This is a genomic window from Tabrizicola sp., from assembly GCF_036781545.1.
GTDB lineage: Bacteria > Pseudomonadota > Alphaproteobacteria > Rhodobacterales > Rhodobacteraceae > Tabrizicola.
On the sequence record NZ_DAIQAT010000071.1, the window covers coordinates 1 to 16,500 of the forward strand.

Below are 16,500 nucleotides of genomic sequence, written 5' to 3' on the forward strand. Positions count from 1 at the left end.
AATGGCAGGACCAGTCCGGCCAGGACAAATACTCTACCGAAGTCGTGCTGCGGCCCTTCTCGGGCAACCTCACCCTGCTCGGCGGCCGCGATGGCGGGTCGGGCGGCGGGGGCGGTGGCTATGACGACCGGGGCGGCTATGATGACGGCGGCCAGGGTAGCGGTGGCGCTTCGGGCGGCGGTCGGGGCGGCTACGGCGGCGGCTCTTCCGGGGGCGGCGGTGGCCGCTCCGACATGGACGACGAGATTCCGTTCTGACCGGTCTGATCGTCGCACCATCCCGAACCCGGCCCGGCGGCACTGGACCTTGACCGGTCATTCCCTATATAATCCGTCAACATCCTTTGGCGCCGAGTAGAAGACATGCAGGACCAGACCGAGGTGAGGCCCGAAACCACAGTCGAGGGCCAGCCGCTCATCAAGCCCTCGTCCACCGACCATCCGCTCTATCCGCAGATCGTCGAGGCCTGCCGGACGGTCTTCGATCCCGAGATCCCGGTGAACATCTACGACCTCGGCCTCGTCTACACGATCGAGATCGGGCAGGAGAACGAGGTCGAGATCACCATGACCCTGACGGCCCCCGGCTGCCCGGTGGCGGGCGAGATGCCCGGCTGGGTCGCCAACGCGGTGGAACCCCTGCCGGGGGTGAAGCAGGTCGATGTCCAGATGACCTTCGACCCGCCTTGGGGCATGGACATGATGTCCGACGAGGCCCGGCTGGAACTGGGGTTCATGTAAGGCAAGGCAATCGCTTTTCCTTTTTATAAAGCAAGCTAATTGGTTTGCACTCACATTAGGCAAAAGAATTGCCTTGCTTTTCCTTAAGGCAAGGCAGATCATTTGCCTATGTCACAGGTTGTCGCCATCCTGACCGGAGATCTGATCGGGTCGACCCAAGCGTCGCCCAAGGCCGTCGACAACACGATGGCGATCATCCGCAAATGTGCTGCAACCCTTGGCTCGCAGACCGATTTCACCCGCTTCCGGGGCGACGGCTGGCAGATCCGGCTTGTCCGGCCCGGCGACTGTCTCTGGGCCTGCCTGCTGATCCTCGCGCGGCTCAAGGCTGACGAAAGCGCGCTGGGCTGCCGCATCGCGGTGGGGATCGGCGCCGAATATCCGACCGATGCCCGTGATCTTTCCACCGCCATGGGTCCCGCCTTCACCGCCTCGGGGCGGGCGCTGGACCAGATGAAGCCCGACCGCATCCTCGCCCTCGACGGGCCGCACCCCGCCATAGACAGGTTCCGCAAGCTGACCTTCACCGTGGCGGCCGAACTTGCCGGACGCTGGACCACCGGCCAGGCCGAGGCCATGGCGCTGAAGCTCGACCCGGACAGCCCGGCTGACGAACGGCAATCGAACGAAGCCATCGCTCGGCGGCTGGGCGTGACCCGCCAGGCCATCGACGCGCGGCTGAAATCGGCGGATTATGCCTTGCTGGAAGAGATGATCCAGGCCTTCCTGGCTGAGGACTTCAGCGCAAGGGCCCTCCATGACTGAAACCTTCATCGCCCTCCTCTTCGCCCACACGCTTGCCGATTTCGTCTTCCAGTCCAACTGGATAGCCCTGAACAAGCGCAACCCTCTGGCGCTGGGCCTGCACCTGGCCATCGTCTACGCCACCGCCGTTGCCGCCACCGGCTCGGTCCATCCTGCGCTTCTGGCCCTTGCGCTGATCCATATCGGCATCGACGTCGGCAAGCTGATCCTCGCCTCCGTCTGGAAGGCCGCGGGCGGCCTGACCCTGTTCCTGATCGACCAGGGGCTGCACCTCGTCAGCCTCCTCGCCCTGACGCTCTGGCTGCCCGACCTTTGGGCACAGGGTCTCTGGGCGCCCGGGACCCTCATCACCGGCGAGGACGGCGGCATCCTCGGCACCGGCCTCTGGTCAAGCGAGACTGCGCTGCCCGTCAGCCACCTGCCCGCGCTGATGCTGGTTCTGACCGGCCTGATCCTTGCCACCCGCGCGGGGGGCTTTGCGGTCGGCCTCCTGATGGAGCCTTTCGCCCCCCATCTCGGCAAGGGCGATGCCGGGAAAAGCCTGCCCGGCGCGGGCCGGGTGATCGGCCATCTGGAGCGTGGGCTGATCTTCGCCCTCGTCCTTTTCGGCCAGGCGCAGGGCGTGGGCCTCCTGATCGCCGCGAAATCCATCCTGCGCTTCGGGGCGGTAAAGGACGACCGCAGGCTGTCGGAATACGTGATCATCGGCACGCTCGCGTCGTTCGGCTGGGCGCTGATCCTGGCCTATGCGACGCTTGCGGGCCTGACCCTGCTGCCCCCGCTTGGAATTCCGCCCGCGACGCCCTAAGTTAGGCGCAAAGGAGCATTCCCCATGTTCGGCATTCCCGGCAAAGCCGCCGTCACCCTGACCCCCGCCGCCAGCCGCCAGATCACCCGGCTGATGCAGCGCGAGGGGTCGCAAGGTTTGCGCATCGGCATCAAGAAGGGCGGCTGTGCGGGCATGGAATACACCATAGAATATGTCGCCTCGGTCAATCCGCTGGACGAGGTGGTGGAACAGGACGGCGCCCGGGTGATGATCGCGCCGATGGCGCAGATGTTCCTCTTCGGCACCGAGATCGACTACGAAACGGGCCTCGTCGAAAGCGGCTTCAAGTTCCGCAACCCCAACGTGGTCGAGGCCTGCGGCTGCGGCGAATCGATCAAGTTCCGCGACACGCCCGCCGCCTGACCGGCTTTCGTCGCGACGGATTGTTCGCGATCTGACGGCTTTTCCTTTCCCCCCATACACGCTAGGCGTGTCTGCAGCTGCAAAGGGGATCAGGCATGAAGAAGCTCGCCGCCGGGAACTGGAAGATGAACGGCACCCGTGCCTCGCTGGTCGAGGTGGCGGCGCTGATCGCCGCCCATCCGGCCCCGGGCTGCGAGATGCTGCTTTGCCCGCCCGCCACCCTGATCGCCCAGATGGCCGAGGCCGCGAAAGGCTCGGCCCTGCTGGTCGGCGCGCAGGATTGCCATGCGAAACCGCAAGGCGCGCATACCGGCGACATCTCGGCCGCCATGCTGAAGGACGCGGGCGCGACCCATGTGATCCTCGGTCATTCCGAGCGCCGCACCGACCATGGCGAGACCGATGCCCAGGTCCGCGCCAAGGCCGAGGCGGTGGTGGAGGCGGGCCTCACAGCCATCGTCTGCATCGGCGAAACCGAGGCCGAGCATGATGCGGGCAAGACCCTCGCCGTGATCGGCGCCCAGGTCGATGGCTCGATCCCCTTGGGGGCGACGTCGGCGAATCTGGTGGTGGCCTATGAACCCGTCTGGGCCATCGGCACCGGGCGCACCCCCACCCTGGCCGAGATCGGCGAGGTGCACAGCTTCCTCCGCGGTCGGCTGCGCGGGTTGATCGGGGCCGAGGCCGAGGGCGTCCGCATCCTCTACGGCGGCTCGGTCAAGCCCTCGAACGCGACCGACATCTTCGCCGTGCCGCATGTCGACGGTGCGCTGGTCGGCGGTGCCAGCCTGAAGGCCGATGATTTCGGCGCCATCGTCGCGGTGCTTTCCGCCGCCTGACGACCTCTCCCTGTCGCTGGCAGAGCAGCCCGCGCCCATCCAACCGCTAGGCTTTCGCCATGACAGCCATTTCCCCCGTCGCGCGCCGGTCGCTTCTGACCGCAAACCTGATCTGCCTGGCCTCGATGGTGGTATGGGCGGCGGGCCTGCCGGCTGCCGATCTGATCATCCCGCACATGCCGCCGATCGCGCTTACCGCCGCCCGCACTGGGCTCGCGGCGCTGGTGCTCTTGCCGCTCTGGTGGGCGCTGGACGGCGGCAAGACGGTACTGGGCGCCAACTGGTCCAGGGGCGCCTGGGTCGGCTTCATCACCCTCGGCCTCGCCTCGTTCTTCGTGATCATCGCGCTCAAGTTCAACGACCCGATCACCGTGGCCATCGTCACCGCGATCATGCCGGTGGTGGGCACCCTGCTGGAATGCCTCGCCGACAAGCGCCCCTTCACCCGGGCGCTTGCCGTCGGGCTGGTGCTTTCGGTCGCGGGAGGGCTGATCGCCGTCCGGGGAGCCGAGGGATCGGTGGATTTCGGCGTGGGCGTGCTGGCGGCGCTGGCCTCGGTCCTGTGCTACACTTGGGGCTCGCGCGAGACGGTGAAGGCGCTGCCCGACCTCTCGCCGCTGGGCCGGACAACCATCACCGTGGCGGGCTGCGCCGCGGTGGCGCTTCTCGCCGCACTGGGCGACGGGCTGATCCGGGGCGCCTGGCCCGACTGGCAGGCGATCGGCCTGCGCGAATTCGGCGGGCTCGCCATCTTCGGCGTGGGCTCGATGGCGGTCAGCCAGTGCCTGTGGATCATCTCGGTCGGACGGATCGGCATCGGCGCCGCCTCGATGCACATGAATGCGGTGCCGTTCTACGTCATGCTGATGGTCTTCGCGACGGGGGGCCCCTGGAACTGGTGGCAGACGCTGGGCGCAGCCGTGGTCGTGACCGGCGCCGCCGTCGCCCAGGGCCTTTTCGGCGGAGCGCGGCGATGATCGAGCTTTCGCAATCGCCCAAGGACCCGGGATTCGTCCAGGACCCCTACCCGTTCTACGAACGCGCCCGCCCCGCGGGCCCCTTTTTCCGTTGGACCGACTACGATCTGGTCTGCACCGGCAATTCCGCCGCCGTGAACGCGATCTTCCGCGACCGCCGCTTCGGGCGCGAACCGGTGGAACCGCCCGTCATCCCGCCCCATCTCTCCCCGTTCTACGCGGTCGAGGCGCATTCCATGCTGGAGCTGGAGCCGCCCCGCCACACGCGGCTGCGGAACCTCGTGCTGCGCGCCTTCACCTCGCGCCGGATCGCGGGACTGGCCCCCGACATTGCCGCGCTGGCGGACGAACTGGCCCAGGCCTTCCCCGATGGCGACTTCGACCTTTTGCAGGCCTTCGCCCAGCCCCTGCCCGTCCGCATCATCGCCCGCCTCCTCGGTGTGCCGGAAGAGATGGCCCCCGACCTCCTGCGCTGGTCGAACGCGATGGTCGGCATGTACATGGCCGGCCGCACCCGCGAGATGGAGGACCGCGCCGTCGCCGCGACCGAGGCCTTCGTCGCCTTCCTGCGCGCCTATGTCGAAGAGCGCCGCGCGCGCCCGGCAGATGACCTGATCACCCAGCTCATCGCCGCCGAAAGCGAGGGCGAGAAGCTTTCCACCGACGAGTTGATCGCCACCTGCATCCTGCTTTTGAACGCGGGCCATGAGGCCACCGTCCACACCATCGGCAACGGGGTGAAGACGCTCCTCGAAACCCGCACCCCGCTGACCGCCCTCGCCCCCGGTGCCGTGGAAGGAACCGTCGAGGAAATCCTCCGCTTCGATCCCGCGCTGCACATGTTCACCCGTTGGGCCTATGAGGACATCGAGGTGATGGGCCACAGCTTCCGCCGGGGCGAGCAGGTCGGCCTTCTCCTCGCCGCCGCCAACCGCGATCCCGGCGTCTGGGACGAGCCCGCCCGCTTCAACCCGTCGCGCCCACCGAAACCGCTCGCCACCTTCGGCGCGGGGCTCCACTTCTGCGTCGGCGCCCCCCTCGCCCGGCTGGAACTGCAGATCGCCCTGCCGATCCTCTTCCAGCACCATCCGACCCTGACCCTCGCGGCGAAACCGGCCTATGCAGAGGTCTACCATTTCCACGGCCTGCGCGAGCTTCGCCTCCACTGCTGATCTGCTCTTTCCCAAATGTTTGGGGGCAGCGCCCCCATCACCCGAGGAGGAGGGCGCAAGCCCCGACGACGAGACAGAAGCCTTGCGCGCAGCGCTCCGCCTGAAAACCGCCCCTCACACCGGCAGGACGGTGGTCGACTTGATCTCTTCCATGCTGAGAAGTGCTGTCACATTGTAGATGCGCACCTCGGAAATCAGCGCCTGGTAGAAGGTGTCATAGGCCCGCGCGTTCTTCACCCGCACCTTCAGGATATAGTCGATGTCCCCCGCCAGCCGGTGCGCCTCCAGCACCTCGGGCCGCTCGCGCAGCGCCTTCAGGAACCGCCGCTGCCACTCCGCCTCATGCTCGGAGGTGCGGATCAGCACGAAGAAACAGGCTTCCAGCCCCAGGGCCTCGGCATCCAGGATCGCGGTCGTCCGGGTGATCACCCCCTGCTCGCGCATCCGGCGGATCCGGTTCCACACCGGCGTCTTCGAGGACCCCACTTTCCGCGCGATCTCGTCCAGCGACTGTTCGGCATCCTGTTGCAGTTCGGACAGGATTTTCCGGTCCAGATCGTCCAGCGCGGCGGTCATTCCTGATTTCCCTCATATCCCGGAACAGCGGTTTTCATCCCCGCCAGTATCGGAACACGCATCCTTTTCTGCAAGCGTCACTGGTCCTTTCATGGGAAAATATTCTATATTCCAGACAGCATTCCTTGGCCGAGGACCCCGAAGATGAGCCGCCGCTTCACGCCGAAGATCGTGACCGCCAATCGCCTGCGCGAGGGCGACGTGGTCTATCTGACCGTTGACGACCGCTGGTCCGCCTTTCATCACGAGGCCGAACTGATCGAGGACGAGGCCCACGCCCAGCTGCGCCTTCTGCACGCCGCCGCGCAGAAACTGCTTGTGGTCGGCCCATATCTGGCCGATGCCAGGCTTGGCCCGAACGGCCCCGAACCCACCCATTTCCGCGAGGAATTCCGCACCCGCGGCCCCTCGAACTATAACCACGGCAAGCAAGCCGACCTCGCGAGCTGACCTGCATGTATTCCTACTCCGACTTCGACGAAGCCTTCGTCCGCACCCGCGTCGCCCAGTTCACCAACCAGGTCGAACGCCGGCTGGACGGTTCGCTGACCGAGGATGAATTCCGCCCGCTGCGCCTGATGAACGGGCTCTATCTGCAACTGCATGCCTACATGCTGCGGGTGGCGATCCCCTATGGCTCGCTGAACCCCGGCCAGATGCGCCAGCTCGCCTATATCGCCGACACCTGGGACAAGGGCTACGGCCATTTCACCACCCGCCAGAACATCCAGTTCAACTGGCCGAAACTGCCCGACGTGCCCGCCATCCTGTCGGCGCTGGCCGATGTGGAAATGCATGCGATCCAGACCTCGGGCAACTGCGTCCGGAACGTGACCGCCGACCATTTCGCCGGGGCCGCCGCGGATGAGATCGCCGATCCCCGCCCCTATGCCGAGCTGCTGCGCCAATGGTCGATGGATCACCCGGAATTCCAGTTCCTGCCGCGCAAGTTCAAGATCGCCATCACCGGCGCGCCGAACGACCGCGCCGTGACCCGCGCGCATGACATCGGCCTGCGCATGGTCCGCAATGCCGCCGGAGAGCCGGGCTTCGAGGTGATCGTCGGCGGCGGTCTGGGCCGCACGCCCATGATCGGCATGACCGTCCGCGACTTCCTGCCCGAAGCCGACCTGCTGCCTTATGTCGAGGCGGTTCTCAGCGTCTACAACACGCTCGGCCGGCGCGACAACAAGTTCAAGGCCCGGATCAAGATCACGCTCCACGAGACCGGCAAGGACGAGATCACCCGCCTGGTCGAGGCCGAATTCGCCCGCCTGCGCCCGCTTTTCGGCGGCAATGACCAGAAGCTTCTGGCCGACATCCGCGAGGCCTTCGCCGCCCCCGCCTTCCGCGATGCTCCCGTCGATGGCTATGACGCCTTCTACAAGGCCGACCCGGTGTTCCGCGCTTGGGCTGACACCAACCTTGGCCGGCACCGCAACGACCAGTACGCCATCGTCACCGTCAGCCTGAAGGCCCCCGGCAAGACGCCGGGCGACGCGACCTCGGCCCAGATGCGCCTCTTGGCGGACCTTGCAGAGAAATACGGCCACAGCGACCTGCGCATCAGCCACGAGCAGAACGTCATCCTGCCGCATGTCCACAAGTCCGACCTGCCCGTGCTGCATGCCGCATTGGTGCAGGCGGGCCTCGGCACCGCCAATGTCGGGCTCCTCTCCGACATCATCGCCTGCCCCGGCATGGATTACTGCGCGCTGGCCACCGCCCGCTCGATCCCCATCGCGCAGGAACTGGCCACCCATTTCGACGCGCTGAAGCTGGAGCACGAGATCGGCCCGCTGAAGATCAAGATTTCCGGCTGCATCAACGCCTGCGGGCACCACCATGTCGGTCACATCGGCATTCTGGGGCTGGACCGCGCGGGGGTGGAGAACTACCAGATCACCCTCGGCGGCGATGGCACCGAGGATGCGGTGATCGGCGAAAAGACCGGCCCCGGCTTCGCTTATACCGAGATCGTGCCCGCCATCGAACGCATCCTGCGCGCCTATCTGGGCCTGCGGCTGGAACCGGCAGAGACCTTCCTGCAGGCCTTCAAGCGGGTCGGGATGGAGCCGTTCAAATCCGCGCTCTACGAGGCCGAAGGCGCGCAAGATGCCGCGTGACGGGCGCCACGAAGGCCCGGTCGCCGACCGGGTCGCTACGCTGAATGCGCGCTACAAGCATCATTCGGCGACCGCGGTGCTGGAACATGCGCTGACGGATGACGACCTGGGTCGGGTGGCGCTGGTCTCGTCCTTCGGGGCGGAATCGGTGGTGCTTCTGCACCTCGTCAGCGTCATCGCACCCGAGACGCCGGTGCTCTTCATCGACACAAGGATGCTCTTTCAGGAAACGCTCGACTACCAGCGCGACCTGGCCGAGAAGCTGCATCTCTGCGATATCCGCACGATCCGGGCGAACCCGGCGCGGGTGGCGTTCGAGGACCCGGACGGCACGCTGCACCAGTTCTCGACCGACAGCTGCTGCAACGTCCGCAAGGTGGAGCCCTTGGAGCGCGCGCTCTCGAAGTTCGACGGCTGGATCACTGGCCGCAAGCGGTTTCAGAACGCCGACCGCGGCACCATCGACTTTTTCGAGAACGAGGGCGACTTCCGCATCAAGGTCAACCCGCTGGCGCATTGGGGCCGCGAGGATCTTGAGGAATACCTGGTCGAGAACCGCCTGCCCCGGCATCCGCTGGTCGCCAAGGGCTACCCCTCCATCGGTTGCGCGCCCTGCACTAGCCCGGTGAAGCCCGGCGAGGACCCCCGCGCGGGGCGCTGGCGCGGCAGCCAGAAGACCGAATGCGGCATCCATTTCATCGACGGCAAGGCCGTGAAAGTTCCGAAGGAGAACGCGGCATGAGCGCTTCCCAGACCGTTATCGTGACCGACGCAGGCTTCACCCCCGCCCCCGCGCGCGAGATCGTCGCGCTGGCCGATCTGACCGATCAGACCTCGGTCGACCTGTCCAACACCGACGACCCTCAGGCGCTGGTCGGACGGCTGGGCCAGCTGACGCTGATCCGCGTGGCCTTCCCCGCCTTCAACGACGGCCGCGCCTTCACCATCGCGCGGAAGCTTCGGATGCTGGGCTACACCGGTCAGCTGCTGGCCTTCGGTCCCGTGATCGCCGACCAGTACGCCATGCTGCGCCGGGTCGGCTTTGACGGTGCCGAGATTCCGGCCGAGATCGCCGCGCGCCAGCCTGCCGAACAGTGGCAGTTCCGCGCCGCCGACTGGCAGGCGAACCACTATCAGGCCCGGCTCCGCGCCTGACCCCGCATTGACCCGAGATTTCGCCGCAGGGGGAAAGGCTTCCCTTGGCAGGCCCGCTCGCCTATGGAGGGCGAAACGATGAACGAGATTGTGACGATGGACGCCCGCACGAAACCCCACCTGCCCGACGCGCAGACCGTGACTGCCGTCACCCACTGGACCGACCGGCTGTTCTCGTTCCGCGTGACCCGCCCGGCGTCCTTGCGCTTCCGCTCGGGCGAGTTCGTGATGATCGGGCTTCTGGGCGAGAACGGGAAGCCGCTTCTCAGGGCCTATTCCATCGCCTCGCCGTCCTGGGACGAGGAGCTGGAGTTCTATTCGATCAAGGTGCCGGACGGGCCGCTGACCTCGAAGCTGCAGCATATCAAGGTGGGGGATGAGATCATCCTGCGTCCCAAGCCCGTGGGGACGCTGGTGCATGATGCGCTGCTGCCGGGAAGCCGGATCTGGTTCCTGGCGACCGGGACCGGGATCGCGCCCTTCGCAAGCCTGATGCGCGACCCGGAGACCTACGACAAGTACGATCAGGTCATCATGATGCACACCTGCCGCGAGGTGGCGGAGCTGGAATACGGGCGGCGGCTGGTGGAGGGACTGAAGGACGACCCGCTGATCGGCGAGATGGTGGCGGACAAGCTGCTCTACTACCCGACCACCACCCGCGAGACCTCGCCCCTGATGGGGCGGATCACCGACAACCTGACCAGCGGGAAGGTCTTCGCCGACCTGGGGCTGGCCCCGATGGACCCCGAGGAAGACCGGGCGATGGTCTGCGGCAGCCTGGCCTTCAACCACGACGTGAAGGCGGTGCTGGAGAAGTTCGGGCTGCGGGAAGGCGCCAATTCGGAGCCGCTGGAATATGTGGTCGAAAAGGCTTTCGTGGGCGACGGGATCTGAGACTGCCCACGCGCGGGCAGCTTTTCCGATACTGGAAATTCAATGGGTTACGAGGCCGCGTTCATGTGGTCTTAACCATCGGGCCGCAGGGTGAACCTGCGGCCTTTGTCATGGCTGTGGGTTCTCTGACCGCCCAAAGAGAAAGGCCGCGAAGGGCAACCCTCGCGGCCTTCCGGTTTCAGCAGAAGCCGAAGATTACATGCCGAGCGCGGTCTTGACCTGCGCCACGGTGTCGGCGACCAGCGCCGGGTTGGCCTTGGCGGCTTCGACGGCGGTCTTCAGCGTGGCCTTGGTCGCGTCGTCAAGGGTCGAGCCATCGATCAGCGCGGTGACGGCGTCGGCGTTGAAATTGGCCGGATCAAGCGCGGCAGCAGCGCCCGTGGCCGTTCCGGTCGCTTCGGTGGTAGCGTTTTCGACAGCGTTGGCGGCGTCGGTAGCCGCGCCTTCGACGGCTTCCGCCGCGTCGGTTGCAGCGCCTTCAACGGCGGCGGCAGTGCCTTCGGCAGCCTTGGCAGCCTCGTCGGCGGCCTTCTGGGCGACGGCGGCGGCTTCTTCGGCAGCCTTGGCGGCGGCCTCTTCGGCGGCTTTGGCGTCGGCTTCGGCCTGGACCGCAGCGGCGGCAGCGGCAGCTTCGGCTTCCTGCTTCGGCTTGTAGCTGAACTGGTAGTAGCCGCCAGCGGCCAGCAGGACGACGATGGCGCCGATGATAACGGTTCTGTTCATGTCATATACTCCCATGACCGGAGCTAGCGCCCGGATGCGGGTCATATGCCAGCTTGGCCGGAGAATGAAAAGGGTGCTGCAATGCAGCACGGCGAAAAACGCCGGAAACATGCGGAATTCTGGACCCTGAACGGGCCATCCGGGTTGCAGATATGCCCGCCCTCGCCTAGATTGCCGCCGCAGAACGAACCATCAAAGGACGACCACCATAGCCCGCAGACCGCACAATGCCCCGCCGCAACGCGAAACCGGTCCCCGCATCAACGACCGCATCCGCGCTCCGGAAATCCGCCTGATCGGTGCGGATGGCGAGAATGTCGGGGTCGTGACCCCTGCCCGCGCGATGCAGATGGCCGAGGAGGCCGGGCTGGACCTGGTGGAAATCTCGCCGACCGCGGTGCCGCCGGTCTGCAAGATCATGGATTTCGGCAAATTCAAATACGAGACGCAGAAGCGCGAGGCCGAGGCCCGCAAGAAGCAGAAGATCATCGAGATCAAGGAAATCAAGTTCCGCCCCGGCACCGATATTCACGACTATGACGTGAAGATGCGCTCGGTGGTGAAGTTCCTGGAGGAAGGCGACAAGGTGAAAGTCACCCTGCGCTTCCGGGGCCGCGAGATGGCCCACCAGGAGCTGGGGCTGGAGCTTCTGAAGCGGGTCGAGGCCGATGTGGCCGAGATCGGCAAGATCGAGTCCTTCCCCAAGCTGGAAGGTCGCCAGATGGTGATGATGGTCGCGCCGAAATAGCGCGATTGGCCTGCGGCGGGTGGTCCGATGGTGGACTTCCCGCGCCTCGCTTCGCCTTTTCCAGACAATTCCGAACGCATCACTTCCGCAGGGTTGCGGTGATTTCGGCCATGATCGCAACCGCGATTTCCGCAGGCGTCCGGGCCCGGATATCGAGGCCGACAGGGGCATGGATCTTCGCGATCTGCTGGGCGGTGAAGCCGGCCTCGGCCAGTCTTTCGACGCGGGCGGCATGGGTGCGCGGCGAGCCGAGGCAGCCGAGGTAGAAGGCGGGAGAGGTCAGCGCGAAGCGGATCGCCGGGTCGTCGAATTTCGGGTCATGGGTCAGGGTGACGATGGCGGTCCGGGCGTCGGGGGCAAGCCTGGCCAGCGCCGCGTCGGGCCAATCGTCGAGCACAGCCTCGCCGGGGAAGCGTTCTGCGCGCCCGAAGGCGGCGCGGGGGTCGACCAGGACGGGCGCATAGCCGCAGGTCCGGGCGATGGTCAGGAGCGGCTGGGCGATATGGACCGCGCCGATCACGATCAGCCGCAGCGGCGGGTTGTGGATGGCGATGAAGCGCCCGTCGTCTTCCATGCCGGAACGGTCTGACCTGAAACGGGCGTCGATGGCGGCGTCCTTTCCAGGGGCGACGAGCTGTCTTTCCCAGCTGGCAGGGATGGTGACGACGGCCACGGCGCGCGGGGCGGCGCGGGCGGTGACGAGTTGGGCAAGGAAGGCTTCGGGGAGCGCCCCGGCGCCATCGCCCACCGGCTCGACCAGGACGCGGATGGAGCCGCCGCAGGCAAGGCCCGCTGCGAAGGCGGTCTCGTCACTGATACCGAAGGTCAGGAGGCGGGGCTTGCGGTCATGGAGGGCATCGAGCGCCTCGGTGATCACCGCGCTCTCGACGCAGCCGCCGGAGATGGAGCCGGTCATCTCGCCCGCGCCGGAAATGGCGAGCTGACTGCCTGCCGGACGCGGGGCGGAACCCCAGGTCTCGACCACGGTGGCCAGTGCGGCGCCCTTTCCCGCGCGGTGCCAGGCGAGGGCAGCTTCCGGGATCAGGTCATGGGCGGCGCGGGTCATGGGTAATCATGCCTCTGCGCCGGGGTCATTGCCACAGAAATGAACGCGCCGCGGGGGGATGCCCCGCGGCGCGAATTTGGCTGGGCGGCCTCAGCCGCGATCGGCGGTGCGCATCAGCGGCGTGATCACCCGGACCTCGACCCGGCGGTTGCGGGCTTCGCTCTCCTGGGTGTCGATCAGAAGCTCGGTCTCGCCATAGCCCTGGACGACCATGTTCTCCGGCGGGATGTCGAAGTATTCGGTCAGGGCCAAGGCCACCGATTCCGCGCGGCGGTCGGACAGCGCGAGGTTCATCGCCGCCTTGCCGGTAGCGTCGGTATGGCCCTCGATCAGGAAGATCTCGCGCGGGTTATCCGCCAGCAGCTCCTGCATGACGCGGCCAAGGTCGGCGAGGTTGCGGGCCTCTTTCGCACCCACGGCGGCCGAGCCGGAGGCGAATTTCACCGGCTCGACGTCGATGGTGGCGGCCAGCGCGCGGACCTGCGGGATCTCTCGGATCTGGCGAAGCGAGAACTTGCGGCCGGCGCTGTCGGCCTCCAGCGCGGCAAGCTCGCGCTTCAGCGCGGCGTCCTGATCCTTGGAGGAGATGACGATGCGCTTCTTCGGTTTCGGCAGGTCGCGGACATAGACCGGATCTTCGGTGGCCAGGTCGTCGATCAGAACGATCTCGCGGCCGAGGTCGTCATAGGTCGCGCGGCGCAGGACCCGGCCGGTGGCATCGCGGATCGTCACCACCTGGGTGCCGTCGCCGCGCTGGACGATGGTGCGGGTGGAGCCGTCCTTGAAGGTCTCGGTCCGCACGGTCGAGCCGGGGCGGCGGATCACGGTATCGTCGTCCTTCAGCACGCGGTAGGTGCCGTCCGGTTGCAGCACGATGACGCGGTCGCCGGTGTTCGAGACGACGCGGGATTCCGACGGCCCCATGGTCGAGACCGTGGTGTCGGTGGCGGCGGCGCGGTTGTTCTTGATGATCGCGCCGACGGCGAGCGCGCCGAGGACCAGGAGACCGGCCTTTTCGAGATCGGAGAGGCCGCTTTTCTTGCCGTCGCCCACGGCCCGGGGGGCTGCCGCGAATTCCTGGGCCGAGGTGCGGGTATTGCTCTCGGTCAGGGTTTCGGTCACGTCGGCGACCAGCGAGGCCGGGTCGGCCTCGGCGATCTTCGTCGCGTCGTCCGAGGGCGCGGCCCGCATGAACTCGGCTGCGGCGAGCGAGGACGGGTCGATGGCGGTCGGGTCGGCGGTCAGGAGCTTGGTGAGGCTTTCGACCTCGGCCTCGGAGACGACGGGGGCCTCGACCGGCTCGGCAACGGTTGCCGGGTCGGGTTCGGCGACCTTGAGCCCGGCGGCCGGATCGACGATCTCTCCCGAGGGGGCGACGAGTTCGGCCTCGGCGGCGGCCACGGCCGCGGCGGCGACGGCGGGATCGACCACCTCGCCGGTCGCGGAATCGATGATGGCGTCGGCAGGCACATCGGTTGCGGGCGCCTCGGTTGCGGGCGCCTCGGCTGCGGCCGCTTCATCGGCGGGCTGTTCGGCGACCGGTTCCTGGGTCGCGGGCTCCTCGGTCACGGCAGGTTCCTCGGCGACGCTTTCATCCGCCGGGGCGGCTTCGGTCGCAGGTTCCTCGGCGGGGGCTGCGTCGATGGCAGGTTCTTCCGCTGGGGCGGCTTCCTCCGCGGCGGGCTCTTCCGCCGGAGCGGCCTCGACTGCCGGCTCTTCCGTGGGGGCGACCTCCTCTACGGCCGGTTCTTCCGCCGGGGCGGCTTCTTCGACCACGGGTTCTTCGGCAGGCGCGGTCTCCTGGGAAGCGGCTTCGGCCTCGGCGGCGGCCTGGGCAGCGGCTTCGGCGGCGGCTTGTTCTTCCGCAGCCTTGGCGGCGGCGGCGGCGGCTTCGGCTTCCGCCTGGGCCTGGGCTTCGGCTTCCGCCTGCGCGGCGGCGGCGGCAGCGGCAGCATCCGCCTCGGCTTGAGCCTGCGCCTTGGCTTCCGCCTCGGCGGCGGCAGCGGCTTCCGCGGCAGCAGCAGCTTCAGCTTCGGCCTGAGCCTTGGCGTCCGCCTCGGCCTGGGCCTGCGCTTCAGCAGCGGCGGCTTCCTCGGCGGCCTTGGCGGCGGCGGCCTCTGCCTCGGCGGCGGCGGCCGCGGCGGCCTCGGCGTCAAGCTGGGCCTTGATCGCCTCGAGATCGCAAGCCACATCGGCGGTCGGCACGCAGAGCACCGCGCCGTCCGATCCGGTGACGGATCCGTCCTCGTTCAGCACCTGCCCGAAGCTCGGGAGCGTGCCAAGGGGGCTGATGGCCACCGAAAGGGCCGTGGTCGATGCCAGAAGCTTTCTCATTACCAGTCCTCATCCTGAAGGGCTTGCGGGACAACCGCGACGAGTCGGTCCGGTTCCCCTGTGCCCGGGCAGGCATACCAAAGCCTTGATCCGGCTGATATGCGATAACACCGCCATGCCAGGACATATCCTGCGCGGAGAGCCGCTTACGGGGCGGGATCGGGCAGCGAGGAGCCAGCCTCTGCCTGCACCCATGTTCGCAAGGATCGAAGCGGTGCGCGTTCGGGCAGGCTGTCGGGCCAGACGAGATAGTAGGAGCCGAGCGCGCGGATCGCGGGGCCGAAGACGGGGACGAGGCGGCCTTCCTCCAGCTCGCGCTGGATCAGGAACGTGGGGATGAGCGCGAGCCCCATGCCATGGATCGCGCCCTGTGTCAGGGTGGCGAACTGGTCGAACATCATGCCCGGCGGCCTGATCCCAAGGTGGCCGTGGTGGGCCAGCCAGCGGCCCCAGTCGCCGGGGCGGCTTTCCAGTTGCAGAAGGGGCTGGCGGAGGATGTCTGTCGCCTGGGTCAGCGCCGGGACACCGGGGGCGGCGACGGCGAGGATCTCTTCGTCCATGAGCTTCAGGTAGTCCACGCCCGGCCAGTCCTGCCGACCGTAATGGATGGCAGCATCGAAGCTGGACCCGGCGAAGTCGAAGGGGCGCAGGCGCGTCGAAAGGTTCACCGTGACTTCGGGGTGGCTTTGCGCAAAGCGGGCGAGGCGCGGGGCGAGCCAGTGTATTCCGAAGGCGGGCAGGATCGCGAGGTTCAGGGAGCCGCCCGTGGGGTTGGCGCGCAGGGTGATCGAGGCGGAGGCGAGCAGGTTCAGGGCCTTTCGCACCTCGGCCACATAGTCGCGGCCTGCGGGGGTGAGGTGCAGGCGCTGGCGTTCGCGAAGGAGGAGCTGGACTCCCAGCTGGGCTTCCAGGCCTTGCAGCGCGCGGCTGATGGCGCCCTGGGTGAGGCTGAGTTCCTGCCCGGCGGCCGAGGCGGTGCCGAGGCGGGCGACGGCTTCCAGCGCCATGAGGGCGGGGATCGGCGGCAGGTAGCGGCGGGGCAGCATTATGAGTTTCCCTCATGAACCCGTGCAGGGCTTTCGATAGCCTGCCCTGCCCTTTTCTGCAATGATCCCCGCGCAACGCAGGAGGCTCCCATGTCCGACAAACCGAAACTGAAGCCCAAGGATGCGCCCGATCTGGGCCGGTTC

General features: G+C 67.3%; 18 protein-coding genes and 1 pseudogene. 14 read left to right on the forward strand and 5 right to left on the reverse strand.

What is annotated here, in order from left to right; genetic code table 11:
• The 8 genes and pseudogenes from V7Q39_RS11935 to V7Q39_RS11970 form a co-directional block, all read left to right on the forward strand.
• Positions 1-257, forward strand: a pseudogene (locus V7Q39_RS11935) (single-stranded DNA-binding protein); the annotation flags it as partial.
• A 105-nt stretch (positions 258-362) separates the two neighbouring features.
• Positions 363-740 (forward strand): SUF system Fe-S cluster assembly protein, encoded by a 378-nt coding sequence (locus tag V7Q39_RS11940; protein WP_333816806.1) that lies wholly within the window; start codon positions 363-365, stop codon positions 738-740.
• Between the two features lie 108 nt (positions 741-848).
• The gene (locus tag V7Q39_RS11945) at positions 849-1,505 is read left to right on the forward strand and encodes a hypothetical protein (protein ID WP_333816807.1); all 657 of its coding nucleotides are present in this window, start codon (positions 849-851) and stop codon (positions 1,503-1,505) included.
• Positions 1,498-2,313: a DUF3307 domain-containing protein gene (locus tag V7Q39_RS11950; protein ID WP_333816808.1), complete on the forward strand. Its 816-nt coding sequence runs from the start codon at positions 1,498-1,500 to the stop codon at positions 2,311-2,313. The genes V7Q39_RS11945 and V7Q39_RS11950 overlap by 8 nt, the downstream gene beginning before the upstream one ends.
• Positions 2,314-2,337: 24 nt before the next feature.
• Positions 2,338-2,697 carry a HesB/IscA family protein gene (locus V7Q39_RS11955; protein ID WP_333816809.1) on the forward strand — a complete coding sequence of 120 codons (360 nt, stop codon included), beginning with the start codon at positions 2,338-2,340 and terminating at the stop codon, positions 2,695-2,697.
• A gap of 95 nt (positions 2,698-2,792) precedes the next feature.
• Positions 2,793-3,536, forward strand: coding sequence for a triose-phosphate isomerase (gene tpiA / locus V7Q39_RS11960; RefSeq protein ID WP_333816810.1), 744 nt, complete (start codon positions 2,793-2,795; stop codon positions 3,534-3,536).
• Between the two features lie 59 nt (positions 3,537-3,595).
• Positions 3,596-4,513: a DMT family transporter gene (locus V7Q39_RS11965; protein WP_333816811.1), complete on the forward strand. Its 918-nt coding sequence runs from the start codon at positions 3,596-3,598 to the stop codon at positions 4,511-4,513.
• Entirely contained in the window at positions 4,510-5,685 is a 1,176-nt protein-coding gene (locus V7Q39_RS11970) for a cytochrome P450 (protein WP_333816812.1), read from the forward strand. The genes V7Q39_RS11965 and V7Q39_RS11970 overlap by 4 nt, the downstream gene beginning before the upstream one ends.
• A gap of 114 nt (positions 5,686-5,799) precedes the next feature.
• Here V7Q39_RS11970 and V7Q39_RS11975 read toward each other — a convergent pair whose 3' ends face one another.
• Positions 5,800-6,261: an Lrp/AsnC family transcriptional regulator gene (locus tag V7Q39_RS11975; protein WP_294978261.1), complete on the reverse strand. Its 462-nt coding sequence runs from the start codon at positions 6,259-6,261 to the stop codon at positions 5,800-5,802.
• A gap of 144 nt (positions 6,262-6,405) precedes the next feature.
• Between V7Q39_RS11975 and V7Q39_RS11980 the strand changes: the two genes are divergently transcribed.
• The 5 genes from V7Q39_RS11980 (at position 6,406) to V7Q39_RS12000 (ending at position 10,439) form a co-directional block, all read left to right on the forward strand.
• Complete coding sequence (locus V7Q39_RS11980; protein WP_333816813.1) at positions 6,406-6,711, forward strand: DUF2849 domain-containing protein; 306 nt, start codon at positions 6,406-6,408, stop codon at positions 6,709-6,711.
• 5 nt (positions 6,712-6,716) lie between these two features.
• Positions 6,717-8,387 carry a nitrite/sulfite reductase gene (locus tag V7Q39_RS11985; protein WP_333816814.1) on the forward strand — a complete coding sequence of 557 codons (1,671 nt, stop codon included), beginning with the start codon at positions 6,717-6,719 and terminating at the stop codon, positions 8,385-8,387.
• Complete coding sequence (locus V7Q39_RS11990; protein ID WP_333816815.1) at positions 8,377-9,129, forward strand: phosphoadenylyl-sulfate reductase; 753 nt, start codon at positions 8,377-8,379, stop codon at positions 9,127-9,129. The genes V7Q39_RS11985 and V7Q39_RS11990 overlap by 11 nt, the downstream gene beginning before the upstream one ends.
• A complete protein-coding gene (locus tag V7Q39_RS11995; RefSeq protein ID WP_333816816.1) occupies positions 9,126-9,542 on the forward strand; it encodes a DUF934 domain-containing protein in 417 nt (138 codons plus the stop codon). Before V7Q39_RS11990 ends, V7Q39_RS11995 begins: the two co-directional genes overlap by 4 nt.
• A 78-nt stretch (positions 9,543-9,620) precedes the next feature.
• On the forward strand, positions 9,621-10,439 hold the full coding sequence (locus V7Q39_RS12000; protein ID WP_333816818.1) for a ferredoxin--NADP reductase: 819 nt from the start codon (positions 9,621-9,623) through the stop codon (positions 10,437-10,439).
• Positions 10,440-10,634: 195 nt separating this feature from the next.
• On the opposite strand, the gene V7Q39_RS12005 is transcribed toward V7Q39_RS12000, so the two are convergent.
• Positions 10,635-11,162: a hypothetical protein gene (locus V7Q39_RS12005; protein ID WP_333816819.1), complete on the reverse strand. Its 528-nt coding sequence runs from the start codon at positions 11,160-11,162 to the stop codon at positions 10,635-10,637.
• Positions 11,163-11,421: 259 nt separating this feature from the next.
• Here V7Q39_RS12005 and infC point away from each other — a divergent pair, with 259 nt between their 5' ends.
• On the forward strand, positions 11,422-11,910 hold the full coding sequence (infC, locus tag V7Q39_RS12010; protein WP_443082515.1) for a translation initiation factor IF-3: 489 nt from the start codon (positions 11,422-11,424) through the stop codon (positions 11,908-11,910).
• A 79-nt stretch (positions 11,911-11,989) separates the two neighbouring features.
• Here the strand turns inward: infC and V7Q39_RS12015 are convergent, their stop codons facing one another.
• The 3 genes from V7Q39_RS12015 to V7Q39_RS12025 all read right to left on the reverse strand — a co-directional run bounded on the left by V7Q39_RS12015 (position 11,990) and on the right by V7Q39_RS12025 (position 16,356).
• Positions 11,990-12,976 carry an XdhC family protein gene (locus tag V7Q39_RS12015; protein WP_333816820.1) on the reverse strand — a complete coding sequence of 329 codons (987 nt, stop codon included), beginning with the start codon at positions 12,974-12,976 and terminating at the stop codon, positions 11,990-11,992.
• 90 nt (positions 12,977-13,066) lie between these two features.
• Positions 13,067-15,310: an OmpA family protein gene (locus tag V7Q39_RS12020; protein WP_333816821.1), complete on the reverse strand. Its 2,244-nt coding sequence runs from the start codon at positions 15,308-15,310 to the stop codon at positions 13,067-13,069.
• Positions 15,311-15,456: 146 nt separating this feature from the next.
• Positions 15,457-16,356, reverse strand: a complete 900-nt coding sequence (locus V7Q39_RS12025; protein ID WP_333816822.1) for a LysR substrate-binding domain-containing protein — start codon at positions 16,354-16,356, stop codon at positions 15,457-15,459.
• Positions 16,357-16,500 lie beyond the last annotated feature (144 nt).

Excerpts from the sequence above, each read along its gene's own strand:
- V7Q39_RS11965 (WP_333816811.1), top strand. The coding sequence starts at position 3,596 with ATGACAGCCATTTCCCCCGTCGCGCGCCGGTCGCTTCTGACCGCAAAC.
- V7Q39_RS11970 (WP_333816812.1), top strand. The coding sequence starts at position 4,510 with ATGATCGAGCTTTCGCAATCGCCCAAGGACCCGGGATTCGTCCAGGAC.
- V7Q39_RS12000 (WP_333816818.1), top strand. The coding sequence starts at position 9,621 with ATGAACGAGATTGTGACGATGGACGCCCGCACGAAACCCCACCTGCCC.
- V7Q39_RS11995 (WP_333816816.1), top strand. The coding sequence starts at position 9,126 with ATGAGCGCTTCCCAGACCGTTATCGTGACCGACGCAGGCTTCACCCCC.
- V7Q39_RS11950 (WP_333816808.1), top strand. The coding sequence starts at position 1,498 with ATGACTGAAACCTTCATCGCCCTCCTCTTCGCCCACACGCTTGCCGAT.
- V7Q39_RS11945 (WP_333816807.1), top strand. The coding sequence starts at position 849 with ATGTCACAGGTTGTCGCCATCCTGACCGGAGATCTGATCGGGTCGACC.
- V7Q39_RS11955 (WP_333816809.1), top strand. The coding sequence starts at position 2,338 with ATGTTCGGCATTCCCGGCAAAGCCGCCGTCACCCTGACCCCCGCCGCC.
- V7Q39_RS11975 (WP_294978261.1), bottom strand. The coding sequence starts at position 6,261 with ATGACCGCCGCGCTGGACGATCTGGACCGGAAAATCCTGTCCGAACTG.
- V7Q39_RS11985 (WP_333816814.1), top strand. The coding sequence starts at position 6,717 with ATGTATTCCTACTCCGACTTCGACGAAGCCTTCGTCCGCACCCGCGTC.
- V7Q39_RS12020 (WP_333816821.1), bottom strand. The coding sequence starts at position 15,310 with ATGAGAAAGCTTCTGGCATCGACCACGGCCCTTTCGGTGGCCATCAGC.
- V7Q39_RS12025 (WP_333816822.1), bottom strand. The coding sequence starts at position 16,356 with ATGCTGCCCCGCCGCTACCTGCCGCCGATCCCCGCCCTCATGGCGCTG.
- V7Q39_RS11980 (WP_333816813.1), top strand. The coding sequence starts at position 6,406 with ATGAGCCGCCGCTTCACGCCGAAGATCGTGACCGCCAATCGCCTGCGC.
- V7Q39_RS12015 (WP_333816820.1), bottom strand. The coding sequence starts at position 12,976 with ATGACCCGCGCCGCCCATGACCTGATCCCGGAAGCTGCCCTCGCCTGG.
- tpiA (WP_333816810.1), top strand. The coding sequence starts at position 2,793 with ATGAAGAAGCTCGCCGCCGGGAACTGGAAGATGAACGGCACCCGTGCC.
- V7Q39_RS11990 (WP_333816815.1), top strand. The coding sequence starts at position 8,377 with ATGCCGCGTGACGGGCGCCACGAAGGCCCGGTCGCCGACCGGGTCGCT.
- V7Q39_RS11940 (WP_333816806.1), top strand. The coding sequence starts at position 363 with ATGCAGGACCAGACCGAGGTGAGGCCCGAAACCACAGTCGAGGGCCAG.
- V7Q39_RS12005 (WP_333816819.1), bottom strand. The coding sequence starts at position 11,162 with ATGAACAGAACCGTTATCATCGGCGCCATCGTCGTCCTGCTGGCCGCT.